Raw genomic sequence first — 25,489 nt, 5'->3', positions numbered from 1 at the left:
AAATCGCCTGGAAAACGATTCCTTCCTGGTTTATCGTGACTCAAAGTGATCGCGCTATCAACCCTGAACTTCAACGATTTATGGCTAAACGGATTAATGCTAAGACAACCGAAGTTAACTCCAGCCATGTTCCTTTTATCTCTCATCCAAAAGAAGTTACCAAAGTGATTGAAGCAGCCAGCACTGCTGTGAAGTAATCGCAATTTTAAGAGAAGCAGTTTCTCGGTACATACAAATAGAACAGACCTAATTATGACTCTAGGAGATGCGATTGTGCCGACTCAAAATACAAGTATCACTGAAGTCGATGGCAGTCAACCCTTACTGCATCAACATGGATATGAAATTCAGCAGTATGGTACTCTTCGTTATTTGCCAATTGTTCTCAACCCCAGTGCCCGCAGCGAAAGCTGTGTTTTAGTCAATCAAATTTTGGCAGATACGATCATTCTCTATCACCTTTACAAGAAACATCACTGGTTGATGCGGGGACATACGTTTTATCAACTGCATCTGTTGCTCGACAAACACGCCAGCGAACAAATTGAGTTAATTGATGCACTAGGTGAACGGGTACAAACACTCGGAGGCGTGGCGATCGCTGACCCGCGTCATGTAGCAGAAGTCACTAAGATTAACCGTCCGCCCAATGGTGTTGAGGAAGTACCTGTGATGTTGTCGCGGTTACTAGAAGCCCACGAATTGATTGTTGAGGAATTGAGAGTAGCAATCGATATAAACAGCAGCAAATCAAGATAGTGGCACTAACGATTTGTTAGTGAGCCAAGTCCTGCGAACGAATGAGACGCAAGTTTGGTTTCTGGCAGAACATTTGGTGGATACACCATTGGTACGCAGTTAAATTCAGCAGATCGGGCGTTGTAAATGAATAACTAACAGTATTTCAGCGATCGCTCTTTAATCAGTTCATTCTTGACTCCATTTATCCATTGTAGATAACAGAGGAAGAGAATTTTATGGCTAATTATGACTACATTGTAATTGGTGCAGGTTCGGCAGGATGCGTTGTCGCCAACCGTCTTACAGAAGACAGCGACGCAACTGTGTTACTACTTGAAGCGGGTAATCCCGATACGAAACCAGAAATTCACATCCCAGCGCAATGTCTCAGTCTACTAGGTTCTGAGGTGGACTGGGCATATTTCTCCCAATCAGAACCCTACCTGAATAACCGTAAAATCTTTTGTCCCCGTGGCAAAGTCCTGGGCGGCAGCAGTTCGATTAATATCATGATTTATCTGCGGGGTAATTCTCACGATTATGACCACTGGCAGTCATTGGGCAATCCCGGTTGGTCGTACTTTGATGTTTTGCCCTACTTCAAGAAATCAGAACACTTCTCACGAGGCGCGTCTGAATTTCACGGGGTCGATGGAGAGTTGAGTGTCACCGATCTGATTGCGCCTGCTGTGGTATCCCAACGTTTTGTAGACGCAGCAGTGGAACTAGGATATGACCACAATCCCGATCCCAATGGAATGCAGCAGTCAGGAGCAGGACTTTATCAGTTGACAATCAAGGATGGTAAACGCCACAGCGCCGCCGCTGCCTTCTTGTTACCCATTTTCCAGCGTCCCAATTTGACTGTAACCACAGGAGCGTTGGTAACTCGCTTGTTGTTTGAGGGTACCCGCACTATTGGGGTAGAATACCTGCACGAGGACATGCTGCACCAGGTTAGGGTAAACTCCGAAGTGATTTTAAGTGCTGGCGTATTCGATTCGCCCAAATTGCTCATGCTTTCCGGTATTGGTGATGCAGAACACCTGCAAACTTTGGGAATTCCGGTAGTGGCTGATTTGCCGGGTGTCGGTCAAAACCTCCAAGACCACCCTGTTGTGTCCGTGGCACACGAGGCAACTCAGGATTTACACACGGCAAGCAGCAGTAGTGTCGCTGAAGCTGGCTTGTTTTTGCATACTCCGGGTAATCTGGATGCCGCGCCAGATTTACAGTTTCTCTTCGGCCCAGTTGTGTTGGCACCGCCTGGTTATGCCCACTCTGGTTTAGGATTTACAAGTTTCGTCTGTTTAACTCATCCTCAAAACATTGGTAGTGTCAGTTTGCGTTCCCCCGACCCCAAAGACACACCGATGATTCAAATGAACTTTCTCCAAAGTGAAACTGATGTGCAAAAGTTAGTTGTCGGGATTAAATTACTCCGTAATTTGTTCGGTGCAAGTGCTTTGGATGAGTTTCGCGGTAATGAAATCGCTCCGGGTGCTGACAAGCAGAGTGATGCAGCACTCGAAGCTTACATTCGGGACACTTGCAGTACTGTATGGCATCCGGTTGGCACTTGCAAAATGGGTATTGACCCAATGGCAGTGGTAGACCCTAAGTTGCGGGTACATGGGGTTGAGGGATTGCGAGTTGTTGATGCCTCCATCATGCCGGCAATCACCACGGGAAATACGAACGCACCGACCATCATGATTGGTGAGAAAGCAGCAGATTTAATTAAAGCAAAGAGGCGCAAGCGTTCGGCGGTCAGCTCTTATCTGGCGTAACAATCCTCACCAAGAACCCGAACGGTCTGATTGTCCATATTGCAATTCATCATCGCCCCCTCAGTGCCGTACTCTGTTTCTCTATCAAGATACGTGAACGTCTGAAGAGCAAGATCAAGCCGGACTATTTCTACACAGGAAAGTAGGGCTACTTCTGTCCATCCCTAGTTTCATCGTTGCAGACAGCAAAGGAGAGTTTCGTGATGCAATATGACTACATTGTAATTGGTGCAGGGTCAGCAGGCTGCGTAGTCGCCAATCGTCTCACAGAAGACCCAGAAATCACTGTACTGTTGCTCGAAGCGGGCAATCCAGCGACGAAACCGGAAATCCAAATCCCAGCAGAATGCGTCAATCTAATTGGCACTGAAGTGGACTGGGGCTATTTCTCCGAACCAGAACCGTATCTGAACAACCGCAAGATCCTTTGTTCCCGTGGCAAAGTCGTAGGGGGTAGCAGTTCGATTAACTTCATGATCTATATTCGAGGCAGCCATCACGATTACGACCATTGGCAGGAATTAGGAAATCCCAGTTGGAGTTACGAGGATGTCTTGCCCTATTTCAATAAATCCGAACACCAGCAGCGCGGTGTTGATGCCTATCACAGTGTAGATGGAGAGTTGAGCGTAAGCGATCTGATTGCGCCTGCTCCGATTTCTCATCGATTTGTAGAGGCGTGTGTTGCAGCAGGCTATGACTACAATCCTGATTTCAACGCCAAGCAGCAGTCAGGAGCAGGACTCTTACAACACACCATCAAGGATGGTAAACGGCACAGTGCTGCAGCTGCTTTCCTTCTGCCCATTCTCCAGCGTTCTAATTTGACCCTTACAACTGGGGTGTTGGTAACTCGATTATTGTTGGAGGGCACTCGCGCGGTTGGCGTAGAATATCTGCATGAGGGAATGCTGCACCAAATTAGAGTCAATAAAGAAGTGATTTTAAGTGCAGGTGCATTCGATTCGCCTAAGCTTCTAATGCTATCCGGGATTGGCAATGCCTCACAGTTACAGGCATTGGGGATTTCTGTTGTATTAGATTTGCAGGGAGTGGGTCAAAATCTGCAAGATCACATTCTGGTTCCTGTGGTCTATCAGTCAATTCAGGATCTACACTTTGCTAGCACGAGTAGTATCGGAGAAGTTGGACTGTACTTACATAGTGAAGGCAACTCAGAGATTGCACCTGATTTACAGTTTTTCTTCACTCCTGTCCAGTTCTTGCCGCTTGGCTATCCTGCTGCTGCTTTTGGGTTCACGGATGTTGTCTCTTTGACCCGTCTGCAAAATCGTGGCAGTGTGAGTTTGCGCTCATCTGATCCGCAAGACACCCCCATGATTCGGATGAACTATCTGCAAAGTGAAGCCGATGTGCAAAAGTTAGTCGCTGCAATTAAACTAGCACGCCAATTGTTTCACATGAGTCATTTTGATGAGTTTCGGGGGGCAGAAATTGCTCCGGGTGCTGACGTTCAGAGCGATGAAGCACTCGTTGCTTATATCCGCAACTATTGCAACACAGTGTGGCATCCCGTTGGCACTTGCAAAATGGGCATTGACTCAATGGCAGTGGTCGATCCTGAACTACGAGTACATGGAATTGAAGGGTTACGGGTTGTAGATGCCTCCATTATGCCCACCATCACGACCGGAAATACGAACGCACCCACCATTATGATTGGTGAGAAAGCAGCAGATTTAATTAAAGCAGGTCGCACAGCACGAACGGTTTTCAGCAAATCTAACGTCCAAAATCCGGCGTATTCATCTATTTAGAAACGGGCGATCGTCTTTGATGAATCTCAGATTATCATACCTGTTGAGTGTTTATCGGTCGATGTTAGGCAAACAGAACACTCGACCTCTGTAAAGGAATACACAATGGCACTGATTACAACACCATTCGGACGACATTCCACCGCCGCCGAGGTCGTAGAAGGAGTTGATCTTTCCGGCAAGCGGGCGATCGTTACGGGAGCGGCATCGGGCATCGGCGTAGAAACGGCGCGGGCACTGGCTCAAACTGGAGCGATCGTCACACTAGCTGTGCGTAATACCGATGCTGGAGCGCAAGTCGCGGCTGACATTATGGCTACTACTGGGAACCGGAATATTCATGTTGCTTTGCTTGATTTAAGCGATCGCAACTCAATTGCCAAGTTCATTGCTGCCTGGCGTGAGCCTCTGCACATCCTCGTTAATAATGCAGGGGTAATGGCACTGCCCGAACAGCGCACACCCGAAGACTGGGAGATGCAATTTGCCACTAACTATCTCGGACCCTTTGCCCTAGCACTCGGACTACACGACGCTCTCGCAGCAGAGGGTGCCGCCCGTATCGTGTTGGTTAGTTCTAGCGCGCACCTGATGTCGCCCATTGTGTTCGATGATATTCACTTCATGTTCCGTCCTTATGATCCGTGGTTGGCGTATGGACAGTCCAAAACTGCAAGCATCCTCTTTGCTGTGGGTGCTACTGCACGCTGGTTCAAGGATGGCATTACCGCTAATGCCCTGATGCCTGGGGCGATCGCAACCAACCTCCAGCGTCATACGGGTGGTCTTAGAACCCCACCTGAGCAGCAGAAGACAATAGCGCAGGGTGCGGCAACTTCCGTTCTGTTGGCAACCTCTGGGCTACTAAAGGGCGTTGGCGGACGCTATTTCGAGGACTGCAATGAAGCTACTCTCGTCACCAACGGGAACGGCTATATGAGCGGAGTTGCCCCCTACGCCCTGAACCCAGACAATGCCGATCGGCTCTGGAATGAATCGTTGCGCCTGCTCGCTTGACCTGGCAGTAACAGTGAGCTTCACGCTATTGATGAACGAATTGCCGATCGTAAACCTGCCAGCCTTTCGTCCATCATGCCCACGAGCACCACGGGAAATACGAACGTACCCACTATCATGATTGGCGAAAAAGCAGCAGATTTAATTAAAGCGGAGCGTACCTCGCAAAGTCTTCTCAACAAGCTTAATGTTAAAAATTTGTCACACTTGTCTATCTAAAAACGGCATGAACGCCTGCCTTATCTGAACCGCAAACTTGAGCATTCGTAACACAATTCATTCATTAGAAGCATCTATTTCATGACAAAATCATTCTGGCTTCTTGGTTCTCGCCTCACTATCCTCGCCGATCACACCACGACTGACGGTAAATACGACCTGATTGAGGGCTATTTCACTCCTGGTACACAGACTCCACCCCATCGCCATACACGTTATTCCGAACAACTTTATGTGCTGGAAGGAGAGTTTACTGTCTGGGCAGGTGAAAACAAGGTTGTGCTAGGCGTTGGTGAAAGCTTCTTCATTCCGCCTAACACCATCCATGTAGTCGCCGCACTTAGCGATAAACCAGCTCGCGGATTAGTTGTTGCTGCGCCTAGTGCCTTTGCTCAACTAATAGAAGCAACAGGGACGCTAAACGAGAATGAGGAAACTGACTTGGCATTATTCATGCGCGTCTCTAGCGAAATTGGCGACGAAACCCTGGGTGCGCCCGGAGATATCCCTTAGAGATTAAGCTGACTATTCTTCCTTCTGACTCCACTTTCCATTAGTAACTGACCACTTTAAACCCAACAATCAAAGGATTAGCATAATGAGAAAACTAGAAGGAAAAATCGCCCTTGTCACGGGTGGTAACAGTGGTATCGGTCTTGCCACTGCCAAACAGTTTGTTGCCGAAGGTGCCTATGTCTACATCACGGGTCGTCGCCAAGTCGAACTGGATGCTGCTGTAGAAGCCATTGGTAAAAATGTTACGGCTGTGCAGAGCGATGTTTCTAATCTGGCAGACCTCGATTGTCTGTTTGCCACCATTAAGCTTGAGCTTGGACACCTCGATATCATCTTCGCTAATGCTGGCGGTGGACAAATTGCCCCACTTGGAGCAATCACTGAGGAACACTTTGACAAAATATTCAACGTAAATGTCAAAGGTTTGCTGTTCACCGTACAAAAGGCGCTGCCACTGTTACCAGAGGGCGCTTCTATTATCCTGAATGCTTCGATTACTTCTATAAAAGGTACGCCAGCTTTCAGTGTTTACAGCGCCACCAAAGCCGCCGTGAGATCGTTTGCTCGGAATTGGATACTCGACCTCAGAGAACGCAAGATCCGAGTAAATGCCATTAGCCCTGGCGTGGTTCCGACTCCTGGTTACGATCATCTGGGATTGAATGACCAGCAGTTGCAAGAATTTGTAGATAGCCAAGCCAGCGCCATCCCACTGGGACGAGTCGGCACACCCGATGAGATTGCCAAAGCGGTTGTTTTTCTGGCTTCAGATGACAGCAGCTTTGTGAACGGCATTGAGTTGTTTGTTGATGGTGGTATGGCACAGATTTGAAGTCCAAAAGAAGTTAAAGCTGGCGGGACTACTTTCAGGAGCAGATAGATCGACCTGTCGTAAAACGCCATCATGTCACTTTTATCACTTACAAGGAGTAATCCCATGACGACATATCGCACAGTTTCTATCGATGGTTTAGATATCTTCTACCGTGAAGCGGGTTCCCGTGATAATCCGACGATTTTGCTATTGCACGGCTTTCCAACTTCCTCTCACATGTTTCGCAATCTCATACCTGCCCTGGCTGATAAATTCCATCTCGTTGCACCTGATTATCCTGGCTACGGCAACAGTTCGATGCCTACAGTAAATGAGTTTGATTACACGTTTGATAATTTGGCTGAGATCGTGGAAAAATTCATTGCTGCGATCGCTCTCAAAAAGTACAGTCTTTATGTGATGGATTATGGCGCACCGATAGGCTATCGGATTGCCGCTAAATATCCAGAGCGCATGCAATCTCTGATTGTTCAAAATGGCAATGCTTACGAAGAAGGTCTGCGCGAATTTTGGGAACCAATTAAGGCATACTGGCAAGAGCGATCGCCTGAGAATGCTGAAAAGCTCAAATATCTTGTCACCCTGGAAGCGACGAAGTGGCAATATACCAACGGTGTTCGCAATCTAGAAGCGATCAGCCCCGATACCTGGACTATCGATCAACATTTCCTCGATCGCCCAGGAAACGATGAGATTCAACTGGCGCTGCTGTATAGCTATGGCACTAATCCACCATTATATCCGCAATGGCAGGAGTATTTTCGCAAATATCAGCCACCAACCCTGATTGTTTGGGGTAAGAATGACTACATCTTCCCCCCAGAAGGCGCTCATCCCTACAAGCGCGACTTGAAAGACGTTGAGTTCCATCTACTCGATACCGGACATTTTGCCCTGGAAGAAGATGGGGAAGCGATCGCAGACCATATTGCTCAATTTCTCGCCTCACGACTGCAACCCGTCTCTGTCTAATTGAGTGCAAAAGTTGCTGGGCGATCGCTCAAAATGTCTAAGGAGTAATGGCATGACCACATTTCACACAGTTTCGATCAATGGTTTAGATATCTTTTACCGAGAAGCTGGTTCCCGCAGTAATCCGACAGTTCTGCTGTTGCACGGCTTTCCAACCTCCTCTCACATGTTTCGCAACTTGATATCTGCCTTAGCCGATCGCTTCCATCTTGTTGCCCCTGATTATCCAGGTTTTGGCTATAGTTCCATGCCCACGGTGGACGAGTTTGATTACACCTTCGATCATCTTACCGAAGTAATGGCAGGCTTTATCGCTGCGATCGGATTAAACCGCTATAGTCTTTACCTGATGGATTATGGCGCTCCCATTGGCTATCGCCTGGCAACGCAGCATCCTGAGCAGATTGAGACGCTGATTGTGCAAAATGGCAATGCCTACGAGGAGGGACTCGGTGATTTCTGGGAGCCTATGCGCGCTTTTTGGCAGAATAAGACACCCGAAAATGGCGATCGCGTGCGACAGGCTCTGGCAAGCAAGGGCACGAAATGGTATTATACTACTGGAGTTAGGAATCTAGAAAACATCAGTCCCGATACCTGGACTCTGGATCAGGCACTCCTTGATCGCCCTGGCAATATAGATATTCAATTGGCATTAAAATACGACTACCAGTCCAATGTGCGGTTATATCCACAATGGCAAGCTTACTTGCGCCAATATCAACCACCCACGCTAATTGTATGGGGCAAAAATGACCAGGGCTTTTTAGTCGAGGGAGCTTATGCCTACAAACGCGACTTAAAAAACCTGGAGTTTCATTTGTTTGATACAGGACACTTTGCTCTGGAAGAAGATGGGGACGCGATCACTGACCATATTCACCGTTTTCTGACGACTCACGTTGTAGAGAACACCAAGCTAACCACTAGTATCAAATAGTTTTGGCTTTTAAACGATGTCAATAAAAAGTGATTGTCATTACTACAATTACTACTGATCAAGCAACAGTGTTAAATCAATTAACTTAACAGTGCCATCTCAACAGATTGTCTACAAGTTATTAAAGGAGAATGTCATGGTTGCTCAAACAAACTCGCAAGCAGTAAAAATTCTGGAAGTTGCCGATGATCCACGTCTTTCCAAAGGAACGAAGGAATTTTTGAAAGTGCTGAATTCAGGAGGTGTGGCGCTGGAGAAACTCACAGCGCTCGTTGCACGTCAAGTTCTTGTAGATGCACAGGCTTCTGTTCCAGTAGACCTTTCAGGCATTGAAGAGTCCCAAAAGACGATTACTGCTGATGGTTATTCAATTACCCTCAATATTGTACGACCTGAAGGCGTCAAAGGCACATTGCCTGTTTTCATCTTTATTCATGGTGGTGGTTGGGTGCTGGGTGATTACCCAACACACAAGCGCATGGTTCGCGATCTGGTTGTGCTTTCAGGGTTTGCAGGTGTCTTTGTCAACTACACTCGCACGCCAGATGCTCAGTACCCACAAGCGATCAATGAGATTTATGCTGCGACCAAATGGGTTGCCGAGCATGGTGAGGAGATTGGGGTGGATGGCAAGAATTTGGCAGTCGTTGGCAACAGTGTCGGCGGCAACATGACAACTGTCACTGCTTTGAAAGCGAAAGAAAAAGGAGGGCCACACATCAAGCTGCAAATCCTGATGTGGCCCATTGTAGATGCTGATTTTGAAACGAATTCTTATCACCAATTTGGCGATCAGCGTTTTCTGACTGTACCAGCAATGAAGTGGATGTATGATATGTACATCGCTGACCCAGAAAAGCGCAAAGACATTTACGCATCTCCCTTACAAGCGACGGTTGAGCAACTCAAAGGCTTGCCTCCAGCATTAATTGTGGTTGCAGAGAGCGATATCTTGCATGACGAAGGCACAGCCTACGGACGCAAGCTCGATGAAGCTGGGGTAGAGGTGACAACGGTGCAGTACAACGGCATGATTCATGACTTTGGACTGCTCAATGGTTTAGCCGAGCTGCCACAAGTCCGCTCTCTGTTTGTTCAAGCTGCTGCCCAATTGAAGAAACATCTGCAATAGGATGCGATCGATGTTTTTGGGGAAAGGAAAAGACGCTCTTCCATCGCTTTGCTGCTTACCGAGTTAGCGTAGGGGAAAAGGGTAAAGCGACTGTGCTTTGTGCAATCGCCTCATTAATCAATCCAAAGAGTTAACCTATGCTCAAAGGAATTAAACACAACCGCCGCCGCTTTTTGGGAACGGCGGCAGCAAGCATTTTCACAGAAATGGCACTCATGGGTACTGCACACGCAAGCTTCGACAAGCCCAAACGATCTGAATTGAGGTTTACTCCCATCAATCAGATCAAAGCGGGTGTCCTCGACATCGGTTACTACGAAGCAGGGCCGAGCCATGGATCTCCGGTGTTGCTGCTGCATGGGTTCCCGTATTCCATCGATAGCTACATTGACGTTGCACCAATGCTTGCTGCACGCGGATGTCGAGTGATTGTTCCCTACCTGCGGGGACATGGATCAACCCGTTTTCTCGACAGTGCCACACCACGCTCTGGGCAGCAAGCCGCCATCGGTGTTGATGCGATCGCCTTGATGGATGCATTGCATCTGAACCGTGCTGTGCTTGCTGGCTATGACTGGGGTGGACGAGCTGCTTGTGTTGTTGCGGCTCTTTGGCCTGAACGATGCACAGGTCTGGTGTCCGTCAATAGCTACCTGATCCAGGATATTGCCAAGGCAGGGCTGCCACTTTCACCAGCGATCGAATCTGGTATCTGGTACCAATACTATTTCCAGACCGAGCGCGGACGCGCCGGATTGACGGCTAACAGACGTGAGATTGCAAGGATTCTCTGGACTCGCAATTCGCCGAACTGGCACTTTGACGAGGCAACGCTCGATCAACACGCCAGCGCCTTCGACAACCCCGATTATGTGGAGGTCGTCATTCATTCCTACCGCCATCGCCTTGGACTTGCTGCCGGCTATCCCATGTATGAGGAACTTGAGCAGCGACTCGCCGCGCAACCGACCATTATGGTGCCGACGATCACGCTGGATGGGGACGCAGATGGTGTTGTGCCAGCAACCGATGGGAAATCGACGGCAGCAAAGTTTAGTGGCAAACGTCAGCATCGGGTCATTCCAAACGTCGGTCATAACCTGCCCCAGGAAGATCCTAAAGCATTCGCAACTGCGGTCTGGGAACTCGCATCAAAGAAACGTTAACGGCTTCTCTGGAACGATGACTCTGCGCCGTTTCACCTTTAAATGGATCGTAATACAAACTACTCTCAGGTAATTACCTGCTATGAACAGCCACACACCGAGCGCTAGGGACATTATTGGATCATCACCGTTGATTGCGATTGAAAACGAAGCACCACCCAAGCTGATTGTCGATCCACCGCTTCCCAAACCACTGGCACAGGGACGTGTCTTCATCCAGTACCGGACGGAGAATTTGCGCGTGTTGCCAGTGTTCAGCAAAAGTGCCCTCGAAGTATCGCCGCGCATCGGTCATATCCACATCACCGTTGACGATTTGCCGTGGCATTTTGTAGATTCCAGTGGGGAAACGATCATCCTAGTCGGACTAGAACCTGGCGTACACAAGGTGCTGATCGAACTAGCTGACCCCATACACAAAGTAATCACCAGCGAAACTGTGAAGTTCACCCTGCCCGATCCTAAGAAATCATCATGAAAAAACTAGTAGTCTGCCAACCCAAAAATGCGCTTGTGAGGACTGGGGAAAGGGGAAAGGGGAAAGGGTAAGAGATTTAAACCGAATGGCACTAAGTTAATCGCAAAGCCCTGATATAACTTGCTTTTTGAGTGTGGGGAGTGGGGGAAGTGTGGGGAGAAATTGAATAACTGCATATCAACAAATGCTGCATTGCCTCCCCATCCTCCTACACCTCTTACACCCTGCCAGCAAGGAGTTTTCAGCTTTTCAAGCGTGCCATTCGATTTAAACCCTTTCCCCCTTCCCCCTTACCCCGCCAAGTTCACTTGGCGAACTACTAGACGAAAAAATCGCAGTTGTAATGGGGGCATCTAACTACTTTTGAGGTAATTCAGCCGCCACGCACTTACAGCCGAATTCAGAATCCAAAAGTAAAACAGGGTTTATACCTGGCTTTGGGACTTAGTTTGTGTCTTTACCAAATTGAACTATGCTGTAATTTTAATTCAATCATGCTGAGGCGCTCGCCATTTTACACTCCCTATGACCAACGCCGAAAATCCTCGACTACCCCTGCCGCCTTTTGATAATGAATCCGCCATCCAAAAAGTCAGAATCGGAGAGGATGCTTGGAACACACGTAACCCTGAACTAATAGCACTTGCATTACACATCGGATAGCGTTTGGCGCAACCGCTCAGAATTTTTATCTGGTCGTGAGGCGATTGTTCAGTTTTTGACCCGTAAGTGGCTTAAAGAATTAGACTACCGTCTAATCAAAGAGCTTTGGGCTTTTCAAGACAACCGAATTGCTGTCCGATTTGCTTACGAATGGCATGATGATTCCGGCAACTGGTTCCGTTCTTACGGCAATGAAAATTGGGAGTTTGACGAACATGGATTCATGCGATGGCGTATAGCCAGCATCAACGACCTGCCAATTCAGGAGAGCGATTCTCCAAAGGAGACGCTACGCGAACGCAAATATTACTGGATACTAGGTCGTCGTCCTGACGATCATCCCGGATTGTCTGACCTCAATCTTTGAGAAGCCAAAGCAACGACAATATTACCTAGTTTTTATCCTGCAATCAGTCCACTGCTATGAATGCAAACAACGGCATTATCAACCAGATCAGCCAGTATTCAGTGCCCGCAACCATTGATCGCTTTGCAGCCATCCTTCAAGCAAAGAGCATTACGATTACTGGCGAGGTGAATTGCCTGATATAGAACTGCCTCTAGGCATCTTTGGTGAAAATTTTACGACCACTGGACTCAGAGAAGACGAAGTGAACATTGGCGATCGCTTCCATATCGGCACTGTAAAACTGATGGTCACAAAGATTCAGAAACCGCTGATATTACATCTGGGTGAAAATGACGAGTTTGTTTCACCAACTGCTCAAGCGTCCATTCAGCAAGGAATGAAAGACAACCCCCTGGTAACAATCTATCGCTATGAAGGAGTGAGTCATGGGTTTAATCGCGTGGGTAGTTCCGCTTATCGCCAAGAAGCCGCAGAATTAGCGCACGATCGCACGTTGGCGTTTTTGAAACAGCATTTAGGCAGTGGTGTCAAAGTCTGAAATAGGGCTACTGACCGATAATTCACCCACTGCGATCGCCCTAGCAACCAAGATATTCTGATTCTGAATCACTGGGAAAACGCTGCATATCGCAGATGGTTTTTAAGAAAGAGAACGGTGAAAATCAACAATCAAGGAAAAAACCATGAACATCAACAAGAATGACACCGCAGTAGTCGTCATCGATCCGCAAAACGATGTCTTGAGCGAAAAAGGGGTTTCCTGGGATTTGGTGGGTGAGAGTGTTAAGGATGCAACAGCAGCTCCTCGGCATCCGAAATTGGGCGACGGCTACAAAGCAGCACTGATCAATTTTGGGTATATAGCTAATGTAGTTCTTTCTACAGATGAAGTTGTAGCAGCAATGCAGTAATGTCAAACTCACCAATTTTACAAAACTTATGAAAACATCCGCGTTACTCTTGGCTCTGTCAATCAGTATCTTAGCTAATTTTTCCTTAAGAGCTTCTGCTGATTCTACTGCTGACCTCATCCTGAGTACAAAATGCCAGGGTCGGTACAACATCAATATTTGGCAGAATTATAATTCCGGTGAACTACTTTATCGCGCGACCAGTCCTAACGGTAATTTAAGTTTGGGCAAAGGAACTAGCAAAGCGACAGAAGGTGTTCGAGTCTATAAGTTTCGGAGTGGAATTTATGAATATTGGGTGTGGGATGGCACGTTGGATAACCCGCAGTCTGGAACTTTAGAGGTGTATAAAAACAATCGGATCTTGATGAAGCAAGCTTGTAGAAAAAGTTGAATCCTAAGCACGGGTGTTAGCACTTTTTGTCAACCCAGCTAGGGCAAATACGTTATCGCTAAAACCCTCTTAGTCAGCCAGTTTTTTCTGAAATTCATAACACCTTCTAGGAATCTTATTCACCCGATCAAACTCAAAAGATATGGAAGTGGACACTCAACACTATGACGACATTATTATCGGCAACGGCAAAGCGGGTAAAACACTTGCACCAGCGCTGGTTTCTGACGGACGTAAAACCGCTCTAGTTGAACGCAGCTTAAACATGATTGGTGGCGGGTGCATTAATATTGCCTGCATTCCTACTAAAACGATGGTGGCGAGTGCCAATGTAGCAAACACAGTGCGAAACAGTGCCGCTTATGGGGTTAAAGCCAATACACCCATCGTTAATTTAGCAGAGGTAATCCAACGAAAACGAACGGTTGTGCAAGGGATGCGTGAAATGAACTTGCACAATCTAGAAACGGCTCTCGATAACAACTTGATCATTGGCGAAGCAAGATTTGTTGCTCCCAAAACGATCGCAGTAACGACGACTGAGCGAAACAATCGCTTACTTACCGCCGAACGATTATTTATTAATACAGGCACACGACCGTTAATTCCATCCATTCCCGGACTCACAGAAGTTGAGTTTTTAACGAGTGAGTCGATTATGGAGCTAGAACACCTACCTGAACACCTAATCGTTCTCGGTAGTGGCTATATTGGTTTAGAGTTTGCCCAGATGTTTCGGCGCTTTGGCTCTGGTGTTACTGTCATTGGGCAAAGCGAACAAATCCTGTCACAGCAAGATCCAGATATAGCGATCGCTGTTCAAGCACTGTTAGAAAAAGATGGTATTGAATTCTTATTAAAGGCGAAGGTATTAAGAGTTGATCGCACTGGTAATGAAACCATCCTGCAAATCCAAGTTGGCGATCGCTCCCTCAGCCTCCAGGGTTCGCATTTACTCGTCGCCGTTGGTCGTGCGCCCAATATCGAGAGCTTAAATTTAGCTGCTGCTGGTGTGGCAACCGATACACGCGGGTTTATTCAAGTCAACGATCGCTTAGAGACAAATGTACCCGGAATTTGGGCGTTAGGCGATATCAATGGCGGCCCGCAATACACGCATATATCGCTCGACGATTATCGTATTATCAAAGCTAATTTAATTGATGGGGGCGATCGCAGTACAGGCGATCGCTTAGTACCATCCTGTTTGTTCATAGATCCAGAACTGGCTCATGTGGGTTTGAATATCCTGAACAATACCTTTGCCATCAAGTAGAACAAGGCAATACATGAGTTAAATATCAGTAGAGACTACTCAGGAAGTAAATAGCTTTAGTTTCACTGTTTGATAGATTTAAACTTAACATCCAGTGCTTGTTGAAAAAAAAGTGACTAAAAATGGCTAAGTATACGTTCGTTCTAAAGTTTGAGAACCCTGTCAATAAGGAACCTTGTAATGATTAAGTTTTTAGTACGTTTGCTGTTTGCTACATTATCTCTAACAGTATTTTTGAACTTGTTCACTTCTGTTGCCTTTGCACAAAGAACTTATGAGCCAACAACTGAATCACTATCGAAGCATGAAGTTCCAGACTGGTTCAAGGATGCGAAACTCGGAATTTTCATCCATTGGGGGGTATATTCTGTACCTGGCTATGCACCACTAACTGGGGAACTGAACAAAGTTGTTGCAGAGCGTGGTTGGGAATATTGGTTTGAGAACAACCCTTACTCGGAATGGTATTACAACTCCATGAAACTTGATGGCAGCTCTACCTATAACTACCATCGTACAACCTATGGTGAAGGCTTCACCTATGATGACTTTATTCCCAGATTTAATGCAGCTATAACAAATTGGAACCCCTCGGAATGGGCAAAATTATTCTCTAAAGTGGGTGCGCGGTACGTTGTACTAACAACGAAGCATCATGATGGCTTTTTGTTGTGGCCTAGTAAAACTAGAAACCAGCCAGGGCGAGTAGCAACACGCGATATTGTAGGCGAACTAACACAAGCTGTTCGCAAAGAAGGTATGCGGATGGGTGTGTATTATTCTGGTGGTCTTGATTGGTCTTTCAAAGATACAACAATCACAGACTTCAATACGCTAGTGGGAGCAATTATTCAGGAAAAAGCCTATGCAGATTATGCGAATGCTCATTGGCGCGAATTGATTGACCGCTATCAGCCATCTATATTATGGAATGATCTTGGGTACCCTATTGGGCAAGCCAATGAAATTATGTCCTACTTTTACAATCGCGTACCTGATGGTGTGGTGAATGACCGTTTTGATTTAGGTGGTCAGTTAGGGTTGCACTTTGACTTTTCCACACCTGAGTATAGCCAACTCACACAAATAGAACCTCATAAATGGGAAAGTACAAGGGGTTTAGGTTACTCATTCGGCTATAACCAAAATGATACTGATTTGAACATGATTTCGGTAGATGAACTAGTTGACTTATTTGTAGATATTGTTAGTAAAAACGGTAATTTATTGCTGAACATTGGGCCAAAAGCTGATGGTTCAATATCCAAAGTACAGCTTGAAAGATTAGAAGGCTTGGGTAAATGGCTAGATGTGAATGGTAAAGCAATCTTTGGCTCACGCTATTGGATACGAGCAGAAGATTTAACTCCAGAACGTATTCGAGTGCGCTACACCACTAATAAAGGAAAATTATATGCAATATTGCTTGATGAGCCAACGTTTGGGAAGGTTACTATTCCAGGAATAATTTTGCCGAAAAAAGCAAATATTACGATGCTAGGTGTTGGAGGTAAACTGAAGTGGCAGCAGTACAGTCAGAATTTATCCATAACACTACCGCACAAGTCTTTAGTCAAAAAATCACCAGCTTACACATTAGAGATCAGCTGTATGCCTCTATAATCTGATTCAGAAGTTAGAAACATCTTTGATTAAAGAAGAAACAAGGCTTATAGCTTCTTTTTTAATAGAAGATGTTCTACAAATGCTGATCGAGAAAGGGGTGGAATGATGTCTAAAACACCTACGTAAGAAAGCCACCTCTGCCGCATCTACCGATTCAACTTCAGCAGCTAGCTCTGCAAACAAGAATATTTCTCAGTAAGAAGACCCAGGTTCAGCAACAATTACGGTTACGGCTGTTGAAGTTCCAGAGTTGACAGAAGAAGAACAGCGCGATCGCTTGAATTTTTCACCCCGTAAGAGCGATGCCTTGTGATCAGAATTACACCTAACCTATTGACAAATCTATGGAAACTTTTAAAAAATTCTCTAATCCTATAGTCAGCTCTTCTGTTTTGCAACCTTTAATACTGGGTGAGCCAGAACTGCGTGGTCAAGTTATAGACTGCCAGAAGAAACTTACACGCTATCTAAAAAACCAAGTGAAAACAGACGGATCTGTTAGAGATGTTTGCAAGAGCCGTATACTTGAATCCTCATTGATGCTCCACTTGCTTACTATCCAAGAAATATATCCAAATTGTCAGTATCAACTCACTCACTACTTAACTACTCAACTTGATAAAGAGCATAATAACAAGTTCTACAAGCCTCTAATTATTGGAGCATTGCGTAAAAGTACACCTGAAGATGCACAAGTTGTTGAAGATTATATGACAGGCTTTCAGCATTTTACAGCAAGCCGTAAGCGCGTGCTGTTCCGTGCAATCCTAGCAGAACTAGGGGTAATGCCGTATGACAACCAGTATCAGATAGAACACTTCTTTTATCAAGGTTATCAAAGTTGGGTTGCAGCTGAAATATGCGCTCTCAAAGTTCTATACGCTTTTGGTTTAAACTACCGAAAGTGGATAAACCCTGATGACGTAGAATTTCTACTGGCAACGCAGAACAATAACTCGATTTGGGAAAAACACGTTTTAGCCAATATTATCATCTTATTGGCACTTCAGAAGTTTCCAGAACACCATCATGTAGTGTTGAAGGGAATTAACAATTTGCTAAGTTGTCAAAACTCAGATGGCGGTTTCCCTTTTATTGCTAGTTTTGAGATTTTCTGTACAGCAACTGCTGGAGTAGCGTTAACAGATAGTGGAGCTGACATTGAGACTCTATTACAAATGGCTGAGTACATAGTGAGACAACAGCAATCAGATGGGGGATGGTCATATGCAGAGGGTACAAGTCAGACTGACGTAGATGATACTTCTTTCTGTGTAGAGTTTTTACAGGCACTTGAGGTTGACAAATACAAAGAATACATTTCAAAAGGGGAGGCGTACCTTCTCGCTATTCAGAATGAAGATGGTGGATTTCCTACCTTTGTGCGCGGTAATTCCTCTGAAATTACCATGACAGCAGCAGCTCTTAACGCGTTGGCTCCTCGCTGTACTGAGTATACAAACGTCTTCGAGTTAGGACTGCGCTACATCACTAGCCAACAAAAGTTCGACGGTTCTTTTGAAAGGAGCTGGAGTCTGAGCGAAGCACAGGCGATTTTTCGTTCAGTGTTAGCAATGCGTACCTGTAAAGTTGTTCGGTCAGTGCAGCTTTTAGAAAGTATTTATACAGCAGAAGCGAAAGCATTAGACTACCTGCGTAAATCTCAAAACAGCGATGGCGGTTGGGGTCATCAATTAGGTGACACAAGCGATGTTATCAGTACCTCATATACCCTAATTGCCCTAAGCAGCCTTGGTGATGCCGAAACATTAAGGCGAGGTACACATTACCTGATGCTACAGCAGGATGAAGAAGGTAAGTTCTTCTCTATACCAGATCAAGTAGCTCCCCGACCCATACCTTATGATGTGCCTATTCTCACTAGCATCTTCGCACTACTGGCTCTCAAGTACACTGCTGCCGTTATCAGGGAATAATATGCAAAGGAACGATATGAAAGTTGCTGCCTTAGATATTGACGGAACTCTCTACCCCGGTGCTTTAGGGCTTCAGTTACTACAAGCATTGACAGCAAATGGTATTAGTGACAAATCAAAGATCGAGGATATTTTTAAAGTAGTTGAAAAATATCGCCTGAATGAAATTGACTTCCAGATCATGGCAACTACCGCTTATAATCTCTTTGCAGAGGCGATTGCAGGGATATCACAAACTGTAATGCAGCGTATTGCTAGGCAAGTATGGCAGCAAGAACGAACCAAACTATTCCCTTTCGTTCCGAAACTCATCGACATTCTCAACAGCCAGGGATATTCCCTTGTATTAATTTCAGGTAGTCCGGATGAAATCGTGTGTTGCCTAGCTGAGGAGTTTGGGATTTCAAAATACCAAGGCTCAATTTTCGCCACTCACCAAGGTAAGTACACTGGAAAAGTAAATCTCTTGTCAGGATCTCTCGGCAAGAAGTATTCTATTTTTCTACAGATGGTTAAGGATTGGAGTGTAAATCTGGAGGAATCCCTCGCCATAGGTGATTCAATAACTGATACGGCGCTCCTTGAGATCGTTGGAAAACCTGTAGTGTTTGAACCTCATCCATCATTAATGTTGATCGCACAAGAGAAAGATTGGCTTGTTACCAACCGGAATAATATTGTCAAACATATCATGGAGTTAGGAAACCCATTTTTGACTTAAACAATAACATCGTCGGTTTTGATCAATCCAACGATGTGATTAATGGTCAAGCAGGGTGGTTTCATACAAACAAAGAAAAACTAAAACTGGGTTTCAAAGCCTCTCCCCGAAACGGAGAGAGGAATGGAAGTGGGGTAAAAAGCCATGCTACAAAACAAGAAATCAAGGCTTATGTATTTTTCTTTTTTCGTATGAAATCACCCTGCGATGTGATTAATGGTCAAGGGGGTAACATCCCGTAAGGGCGATGCCTTGTAATCAGAATTACACCCAGCCTATTGATAATAAACCTCGTCTACGTTGAAAACCGTAGTTTTTCCTCATTTTCTTCAAGATAATTTTTAAATCTTACCCTAGCTCGGATTATGCCACTTTGTTTCCAACCTGATTGCTGATCAGGCAACTCCTCTTGTCAATAGCGTTTGAGACGCGCTAACCCTGTGTTTGCACTCAAGCGCGGTAAGTCCTGTAGATTTTCTTTGGCTTCCTTGAGAAGAATGCAATTTTGTTGCTGCTGAGTGCTATACCCAACATTCCTTCAAGGAGGGTTGCCAAAACAGTTGTCGGTTCAGGAACCGCAAATGCTTTAATCTGATTCGGACTGGAATCGAGTAATTGACTATAGTCTGCTGTAATATTTTGGTAAAGATAAGAGGTCGCTCCCGGAGAGATGAAGATACGACCCGGAGCCTCAACATTGCTGAGAAAAACATCACCTATGCCACTACCTGTGCCAACATCAAAAGCCCCAAACAAATTGCCTGTAGTCGTGTCAAAGTTAAACTCGAAAAACTGATTGCTTGATACACCATTAACAACTTCGTTTTTAGTTCCAATCAACTCCTGTGATGGATTGAAAAAAGAAACATTGAGTGACTGCAAGGTTTTTGTGGCTCCCGCACCACTTTCGGAAATTATGGCTGGGGTAGTGATTTGATCGTAGCTAAACTCAAAAGAAGCCGAATAACCAGCATCACCCTTCCAGTTAAATGTTAAATCAGCAGCTTGAGCCAGATTAGTAGAAGCAATGATAGAAGTCGCACAGAGTGCTAAACTAAGCGCTATCTGCGCTGTCTTGAGGGTGAAAAAGCTTTTCATTATTAATTAAATAGCCTTGTATTGACAAGTGACTGCAAGTGAGTGCGATCGCGTGCCACTGCGGCAACTCGTTCCAAATCACGGATATTCCAACCATCTTCTACTGCTTGCACTTTCATGAGAGCAGTCTCTAATATTTTTGGTGGAAGTCGTCATAGATATATTTACCGACATTTTTCCCCACAGGTGACATAATAAAAAAGCTGCCTAAATCACAACCAACTTTTTTATTCGGATGAAATAAAAAACGCTAAGGCTTATCCACAGCAACATATCGGCATACAGGCTATTATTAACGGTTTTTTCTTATCTACAGCATATCTATTTTGAAATTGAGTTTGTTTGGTGTTGTAATTAATTTTCAGTGCATCGTCTCCTAATGTATTGTGCTTTTTAATCGCTGTGTTTAAGGTAGGTGCATTCAGATTATTATTTAGAGCTACATCCTGATTGATTTTGGCAATAGCAGAGTTTCCAGACAAAGCTATTCCACATGTATTGTGCTTTTTAATCGCTGTGTTTAAGGTAGCTGCATTCAGATTATTATCTAGAGCTACATCCTGATTGATTTTGGCAATAGCAGAGTTTCCAGACAAAGCTATTGCACCAACGATTACGACTCCTAAACCTTTACCTAAATTCCAAACATCCATAATTGTATTCCGCCTTTTTTAATTAACTAGAGGATTTAGGTACCAAAGGTTTAATAAAAGTATGTAAAGTTTTATTAAACCTTTGGTGGCTTTCCCTACAAATATATGCAATTAACTTTAACTTGTCGTCCCCTAAAAGTTGAAACTTTTGCTCAATAGAGTGATTGATAAATCAGTCCATCTCAAAATGGAATGTTGGCTCCAACTAAAGTTGGAATCCAAATTTCAACTTTAGTACAACTTCCTACCCATCACCTCGCCGTTTCAGGAACCGAACCTCATATCTTGATAACGTTCTTTGGGTGTGAGATGCTGTTGATCCCAGTGTGAAAAGGGGTGTGTGCCGGCGGCGGCAATTTGGTTCCCATCCTTGTCCGCCGCCGTAATCACTTCACGACGCAAACGAACAAGCTCGGAACTAACCATAAAGAGGGGATGCTTACCTGTTTCCCGGTCGCAGTGATGGACAACCAAGAAAATACTCAACATTGTAACGAGCGAATGATAATGTCAGCTCCCTTATCAGCAATCATCATGGTTGCAGCTGCGGTATTCGCGGTGATTGACAGAGGAAACACGGAAGAATCAATGACACGGAGTCCTGATATAACGCGCACCCTAAGTTCTGTGTCCACTACGGAATCTGGATCAGTCCCCATCCTGCAAGTCCCGCAATAGTGCTGTGTTGTATCGGCTGTTTCTCTGATGTAAGTCTCCAAATCTGCACCGGTTTCTGGAGCAATTTGTTTTGACCGCCATTGGCTCAAGCCGAGTTGATTGCCAATGTCGATGCCTAACTGAAGTGCCGTTTTACACATCTGGATATCTCCAGGTGCTGTCAGATAACCTGGATCAATCATCGGAGTATCATTAGGATTGCTTGAGCGCAGGGTAACAGTTCCTCTACTCTTCAGGTGCATAATGTTTGGCCACAACCAAAAAGAACGTTCTGGGCCAGGGAAACCTTTGAGTGTTCCAATGCCTACTGAGGATTCTATATCAATAACTGAACTACTATTTTCTGTAGAAGCAAAGATAACAGCTGGGGCTAAACCATAGTCATAGAATGGCACATCTTTGTTTTGGGGAATAGAAAATTCGACACTAACAAAAAGATCGTCATATAAATTTTGACCGACTTCTGGAACATTTGCAACTACAGGAATATCAAATTTTGCTAATTCGTTTTCGTCACCGATACCTGAAAGCATCAAGATTTTTGGACTTGCGATCGCACCTGCACTCAGAATAATTTCATTCTGTATATAAGCAAAATGTTGTTGACGCTCTTTGACATATTCAACACCAATCGCTCTGGTATCCTCGAATAAGATTCGGGTTACAAAAGCCATTGAGTGTACGGTTACATTCTGATATTGTTCTGGCTGGAAAGTGCTGTATGTAGTTTCTCGAATCAGGTTGGATACTCCCGTTACGTTAAATTGAAACAGAGCGTATCCATATTGACTTTCGCTGGTATTGTAGTTGGGATTATGAGGCAAGCCGTATTGTGCAGTAGCAGTAAACAAATCGTTGATGAACTCCGAAGCTTCCCTGATCAAGACTTTCATGGTCTGCTCTACGTTCTGAAAGTGTGGCAAAACATCATTCCATGACCAACCAGGTGCGACCTTGCTCCATGCATCAAAGTCAGAGCGGCTACCCCGCACGTAGGCCATAGCATTATGCAGGGCACACCCACCTAAAACTTTTGCTTGCGCTAGCTTAATGACGCGATTGTTTAAATTTGGTTGTGGTACTGACTGATAACCCCACTCAATTTCTGGACATTTCTGCAAAACCTCAAACCAGTCGCTTGGTGTCCACATCTTTTCGTTATCTGGAGTTCCTCCAGCTTCTAGTAAGAGAATACTTACATTCTGGTCACTTGCAGCGAGTTTTAAGGCCACTATGCTCCCCGCAGAACCCGCACCAATAACAATGTAGTCATAATGAGTGATTTTTGTCATTTTGCTCGCACTTTTGACTTAAAGTTTCAAGCAATGCTACCCCACTTATGGAAAATAGCCTATTCGTGAGAGGTTAAGGTAATTGCGAAATCAAGGAAATGGGCTTTGATGTCAATCAGTTTGTCATCTTTCGCCACCAACATCCTGCCAGCAAGTAGATTTCAGCTTAACAAGCGTACCATTCGGCAAAATCCTCTGCAAATATAAATCCTCAACAATGAGCGAAACTACACTACCTGCAAGTATGCTTAAACCTTAAGCCAGAGATATTTATAGCTTTTTGGGCTACAAGTAAAGATTAGAAACGCATACTCATCTAAAATTGTCAATGTTTGTATAGATTGCATTTTTAGTATGTGGAATCCCAAAGAAGTATCTTTGTCAATTATCAACTTTTCATATATCTGGTTAAAACAGCATCGTATGATTGTTGGAGCAATGCTATTTGCAATCGCGATCGCAGGCGGTAATAACTCTGCCAAATCACAACAACCTGCTGCGAATACTCCATCGGTTGCAAATCTGATTGCGTCTAGTCCAACCCCAGCACCAGCCTCGACCACAAAAAATGCTGCTGATACCAAGCCGCCTGAGCAGAAAGCAGTTCAAGTCATTCGTGATTATTACAGTGCGATCGCACGTCTTGACTATAAACAAGCTTACTCGCTTTGGGAGGGAAATGGTGCTGCTAGCAAGCAGTCGTTTGAGCAGTTCAAGCAGGGGTTTGCTAACACCACATCTGTTGCTGTAGAGGTTGGAAAACCTGGGAGACCAGACCCAGGTGCAGGCTCAATCTACATTGAGATTCCCGTTACTGTGACTGCGGTCGCCACAAATGGAACTCCACAGCGATTTCGCGGCAGCTATGTACTGCGGCGAGTCAATAATGTTCCTGGCTCAACTCCAGAGCAGCAAAGATGGCATCTCTACTCGGCGAAAATTACTCAAGTTAAGTAGCCTGCTGTAAAACGCATAAGCCAAGACGTGGAATGATTCCTCCAGACCAATACGACGCAAGACGTATCGCCATCTAGACCTCCACAAGGGTAATCTCGCCACAGCCTCAATATATGTAGCTTAAAGGATAAAGTTACCGCAAGACAAAACCTAAAACTTATTTGAGCCAATCGACTTGTATCAGATTGTTAGGGTTTTTGCTGTCTAACCTGGATAATGTGAAATAAACCCAACTTTCTCACGCCATCCATTCAGCCCACTGTGGCGCATTGACAGGCAGTTGAGCAAATTTGTCTGGGTCAATATCCTCAAACTCCAGCATCACACCGCAACGCTCATCAATCGTCAGGGTACAGAGTAATTCCTTTACCGCATCAACCCCGTATTCAACCCGTTCAATCGCCAGTTGAGCATAATATTTAACCCGCTCCCATCAAGAATCACTGAGTTTTACCTCTATGTCCATACCCCCCCAATTATTACTTTCATCTTCATTAATGGGGGGTGTGGACGGCGATGAAGAAGGCAAGGGGCAGGGGTGCAGGGTCCCCCACTTCTTAAGGTGCTTTATCTTAGCCTCTCACCGATGGCCTCAGAAAAAGCCGCACAGAGCAGCAATCGCGATGTTTAATCTCAAAAAGACTTCACGGCATTTTACTGAGGGATTAATACCTGATCAATAACATGAATCACACCATTATCTGCTGACACATCCGGTGTGACAACTGTTGCATCATTTACCTTAACACCATTATTAGAATCAATTTTGAGGTCTGTTCCCTGGGTTGTTGTTACCTCGGACAACTGTGCCAAATCTACTGCAACAATTTTTTGAGCTACTACGTGATACTCTAAAACTTTTCTTAACTCAAGCACATCTTCAAGTAATGCTTCTACAGTACCAGATGGCAGTTTAGAAAATGCCTCATCTGTTGGTGCAAACACGGTAAATGGGCCGGAACCTTTGAGCGCTGTGTCCAAACCAGCAGTTGTAATTGCTGTTACCAAGGTGTTGAAAGTATTTGCATTGATTGCAGTATCTATAATATCTGGCATTGAGTTTTACCTTAATTGTCAAAAAACTTGATACTTAGAGGTTTACCACACTTGAGTATCTAGAAAATATAAACCTACGCTAGATGCAATTGAAGAGTAAATGTACTGGTCGCACTTTTTGAAGTGATGGCGCTGACGAAATAAAAGTCGAAAGAATCTCTACGATTAATAGGCGTGAGCTTTGTGAATTACCTACACCGCCACCTTAGAGAAGTACACCACAGACGTATACCCGCTATCCATTGTTAACCTAAAGGAGCCGCTGCCCCAGGT

Annotated in this window: 28 protein-coding genes and 1 pseudogene; 24 read left to right on the top strand and 5 right to left on the bottom strand. The window is 45.1% G+C overall.

The window, feature by feature from the left end:
* From HWQ42_RS27745 to HWQ42_RS27635, 23 genes and pseudogenes are all read left to right on the top strand, one after another.
* On the top strand, window positions 1-197 hold a 197-nt coding region (locus HWQ42_RS27745; protein ID WP_292817562.1), incomplete at its 5' end, for an alpha/beta hydrolase.
* 55 nt (window positions 198-252) lie between these two features.
* Window positions 253-759 (top strand): DNA starvation/stationary phase protection protein, encoded by a 507-nt coding sequence (locus HWQ42_RS27740; protein ID WP_292817560.1) that lies wholly within the window; start codon window positions 253-255, stop codon window positions 757-759.
* Between the two features lie 218 nt (window positions 760-977).
* The gene (locus HWQ42_RS27735) at window positions 978-2,531 is read left to right on the top strand and encodes a GMC family oxidoreductase (protein WP_292817558.1); all 1,554 of its coding nucleotides are present in this window, start codon (window positions 978-980) and stop codon (window positions 2,529-2,531) included.
* Between the two features lie 203 nt (window positions 2,532-2,734).
* Window positions 2,735-4,309: a GMC family oxidoreductase gene (locus tag HWQ42_RS27730; protein WP_292817556.1), complete on the top strand. Its 1,575-nt coding sequence runs from the start codon at window positions 2,735-2,737 to the stop codon at window positions 4,307-4,309.
* A 105-nt stretch (window positions 4,310-4,414) separates the two neighbouring features.
* Window positions 4,415-5,326, top strand: coding sequence for an SDR family NAD(P)-dependent oxidoreductase (locus tag HWQ42_RS27725; RefSeq protein ID WP_292817554.1), 912 nt, complete (start codon window positions 4,415-4,417; stop codon window positions 5,324-5,326).
* 300 nt (window positions 5,327-5,626) lie between these two features.
* Window positions 5,627-6,058 carry a cupin domain-containing protein gene (locus tag HWQ42_RS27720; RefSeq protein WP_152591763.1) on the top strand — a complete coding sequence of 144 codons (432 nt, stop codon included), beginning with the start codon at window positions 5,627-5,629 and terminating at the stop codon, window positions 6,056-6,058.
* A gap of 85 nt (window positions 6,059-6,143) precedes the next feature.
* Window positions 6,144-6,893 (top strand): SDR family oxidoreductase, encoded by a 750-nt coding sequence (locus HWQ42_RS27715; protein ID WP_292817551.1) that lies wholly within the window; start codon window positions 6,144-6,146, stop codon window positions 6,891-6,893.
* A gap of 105 nt (window positions 6,894-6,998) precedes the next feature.
* Entirely contained in the window at window positions 6,999-7,868 is an 870-nt protein-coding gene (locus HWQ42_RS27710) for an alpha/beta hydrolase (RefSeq protein WP_292817549.1), read from the top strand.
* A 52-nt stretch (window positions 7,869-7,920) separates the two neighbouring features.
* A complete protein-coding gene (locus tag HWQ42_RS27705; protein ID WP_292817547.1) occupies window positions 7,921-8,808 on the top strand; it encodes an alpha/beta hydrolase in 888 nt (295 codons plus the stop codon).
* A 136-nt stretch (window positions 8,809-8,944) separates the two neighbouring features.
* Entirely contained in the window at window positions 8,945-9,940 is a 996-nt protein-coding gene (locus HWQ42_RS27700) for an alpha/beta hydrolase (protein ID WP_292817545.1), read from the top strand.
* A gap of 137 nt (window positions 9,941-10,077) precedes the next feature.
* Entirely contained in the window at window positions 10,078-11,106 is a 1,029-nt protein-coding gene (locus HWQ42_RS27695; protein WP_292817543.1) for an alpha/beta hydrolase, read from the top strand.
* A gap of 82 nt (window positions 11,107-11,188) precedes the next feature.
* A complete protein-coding gene (locus HWQ42_RS27690) occupies window positions 11,189-11,584 on the top strand; it encodes a DUF6130 family protein (protein WP_292817541.1) in 396 nt (131 codons plus the stop codon).
* Window positions 11,585-12,109: 525 nt separating this feature from the next.
* On the top strand, window positions 12,110-12,247 hold the full coding sequence (locus HWQ42_RS27685; protein WP_292817539.1) for a DUF1348 family protein: 138 nt from the start codon (window positions 12,110-12,112) through the stop codon (window positions 12,245-12,247).
* Window positions 12,228-12,614: a DUF1348 family protein gene (locus HWQ42_RS27680; protein ID WP_292817537.1), complete on the top strand. Its 387-nt coding sequence runs from the start codon at window positions 12,228-12,230 to the stop codon at window positions 12,612-12,614. The genes HWQ42_RS27685 and HWQ42_RS27680 overlap by 20 nt, the downstream gene beginning before the upstream one ends.
* A gap of 151 nt (window positions 12,615-12,765) precedes the next feature.
* Window positions 12,766-12,915: pseudogene (locus HWQ42_RS27675) on the top strand (MOSC domain-containing protein); the annotation flags it as partial.
* Window positions 12,901-13,155 carry a dienelactone hydrolase family protein gene (locus HWQ42_RS27670; RefSeq protein WP_292817570.1) on the top strand — a complete coding sequence of 85 codons (255 nt, stop codon included), beginning with the start codon at window positions 12,901-12,903 and terminating at the stop codon, window positions 13,153-13,155. The pseudogene HWQ42_RS27675 and the gene HWQ42_RS27670, both read left to right, overlap by 15 nt.
* 145 nt (window positions 13,156-13,300) lie before the next feature.
* Window positions 13,301-13,528 carry a hypothetical protein gene (locus HWQ42_RS27665; RefSeq protein WP_292817535.1) on the top strand — a complete coding sequence of 76 codons (228 nt, stop codon included), beginning with the start codon at window positions 13,301-13,303 and terminating at the stop codon, window positions 13,526-13,528.
* Between the two features lie 28 nt (window positions 13,529-13,556).
* On the top strand, window positions 13,557-13,922 hold the full coding sequence (locus HWQ42_RS27660; protein ID WP_292817533.1) for a hypothetical protein: 366 nt from the start codon (window positions 13,557-13,559) through the stop codon (window positions 13,920-13,922).
* 142 nt (window positions 13,923-14,064) lie between these two features.
* Complete coding sequence (locus HWQ42_RS27655; RefSeq protein ID WP_292817531.1) at window positions 14,065-15,198, top strand: FAD-dependent oxidoreductase; 1,134 nt, start codon at window positions 14,065-14,067, stop codon at window positions 15,196-15,198.
* Between the two features lie 180 nt (window positions 15,199-15,378).
* Entirely contained in the window at window positions 15,379-16,821 is a 1,443-nt protein-coding gene (locus tag HWQ42_RS27650) for an alpha-L-fucosidase (protein WP_292817529.1), read from the top strand.
* Between the two features lie 347 nt (window positions 16,822-17,168).
* The gene (locus HWQ42_RS27645) at window positions 17,169-18,761 is read left to right on the top strand and encodes a prenyltransferase/squalene oxidase repeat-containing protein (RefSeq protein WP_292817528.1); all 1,593 of its coding nucleotides are present in this window, start codon (window positions 17,169-17,171) and stop codon (window positions 18,759-18,761) included.
* Window positions 18,762-18,777: 16 nt separating this feature from the next.
* Entirely contained in the window at window positions 18,778-19,482 is a 705-nt protein-coding gene (locus HWQ42_RS27640; protein WP_181374341.1) for an HAD family phosphatase, read from the top strand.
* Window positions 19,483-19,517: 35 nt separating this feature from the next.
* Complete coding sequence (locus HWQ42_RS27635; RefSeq protein ID WP_292817525.1) at window positions 19,518-19,724, top strand: hypothetical protein; 207 nt, start codon at window positions 19,518-19,520, stop codon at window positions 19,722-19,724.
* Window positions 19,725-19,932: 208 nt separating this feature from the next.
* Here HWQ42_RS27635 and HWQ42_RS27630 read toward each other — a convergent pair whose 3' ends face one another.
* The 4 genes from HWQ42_RS27630 to HWQ42_RS27615 all read right to left on the bottom strand — a co-directional run bounded on the left by HWQ42_RS27630 (window position 19,933) and on the right by HWQ42_RS27615 (window position 23,203).
* Complete coding sequence (locus tag HWQ42_RS27630) at window positions 19,933-20,580, bottom strand: PEP-CTERM sorting domain-containing protein (protein WP_292817523.1); 648 nt, start codon at window positions 20,578-20,580, stop codon at window positions 19,933-19,935.
* Between the two features lie 257 nt (window positions 20,581-20,837).
* On the bottom strand, window positions 20,838-21,233 hold the full coding sequence (locus tag HWQ42_RS27625; protein ID WP_292817521.1) for a hypothetical protein: 396 nt from the start codon (window positions 21,231-21,233) through the stop codon (window positions 20,838-20,840).
* A gap of 264 nt (window positions 21,234-21,497) precedes the next feature.
* A complete protein-coding gene (locus HWQ42_RS27620; protein WP_292817568.1) occupies window positions 21,498-21,659 on the bottom strand; it encodes a glutamate-cysteine ligase family protein in 162 nt (53 codons plus the stop codon).
* Between the two features lie 56 nt (window positions 21,660-21,715).
* Window positions 21,716-23,203, bottom strand: a complete 1,488-nt coding sequence (locus tag HWQ42_RS27615) for a GMC family oxidoreductase (RefSeq protein ID WP_292817519.1) — start codon at window positions 23,201-23,203, stop codon at window positions 21,716-21,718.
* A gap of 438 nt (window positions 23,204-23,641) precedes the next feature.
* On the opposite strand from HWQ42_RS27615, the gene HWQ42_RS27610 reads away from it, so the two are divergent.
* Entirely contained in the window at window positions 23,642-24,160 is a 519-nt protein-coding gene (locus HWQ42_RS27610; protein ID WP_292817517.1) for a hypothetical protein, read from the top strand.
* Between the two features lie 654 nt (window positions 24,161-24,814).
* On the opposite strand, the gene HWQ42_RS27605 is transcribed toward HWQ42_RS27610, so the two are convergent.
* Window positions 24,815-25,216, bottom strand: coding sequence for a fasciclin domain-containing protein (locus tag HWQ42_RS27605; RefSeq protein ID WP_292817515.1), 402 nt, complete (start codon window positions 25,214-25,216; stop codon window positions 24,815-24,817).
* Window positions 25,217-25,489 lie beyond the last annotated feature (273 nt).

The organism is Nostoc sp. JL23 (assembly GCF_017115065.1).
Taxonomy (GTDB): Bacteria; Cyanobacteriota; Cyanobacteriia; order Cyanobacteriales; family Nostocaceae; genus Nostoc; species Nostoc punctiforme_A.
The sequence above is the reverse complement of the archived record's forward strand: the minus strand, read 5'-3'. Positions and strand labels throughout refer to the sequence as shown.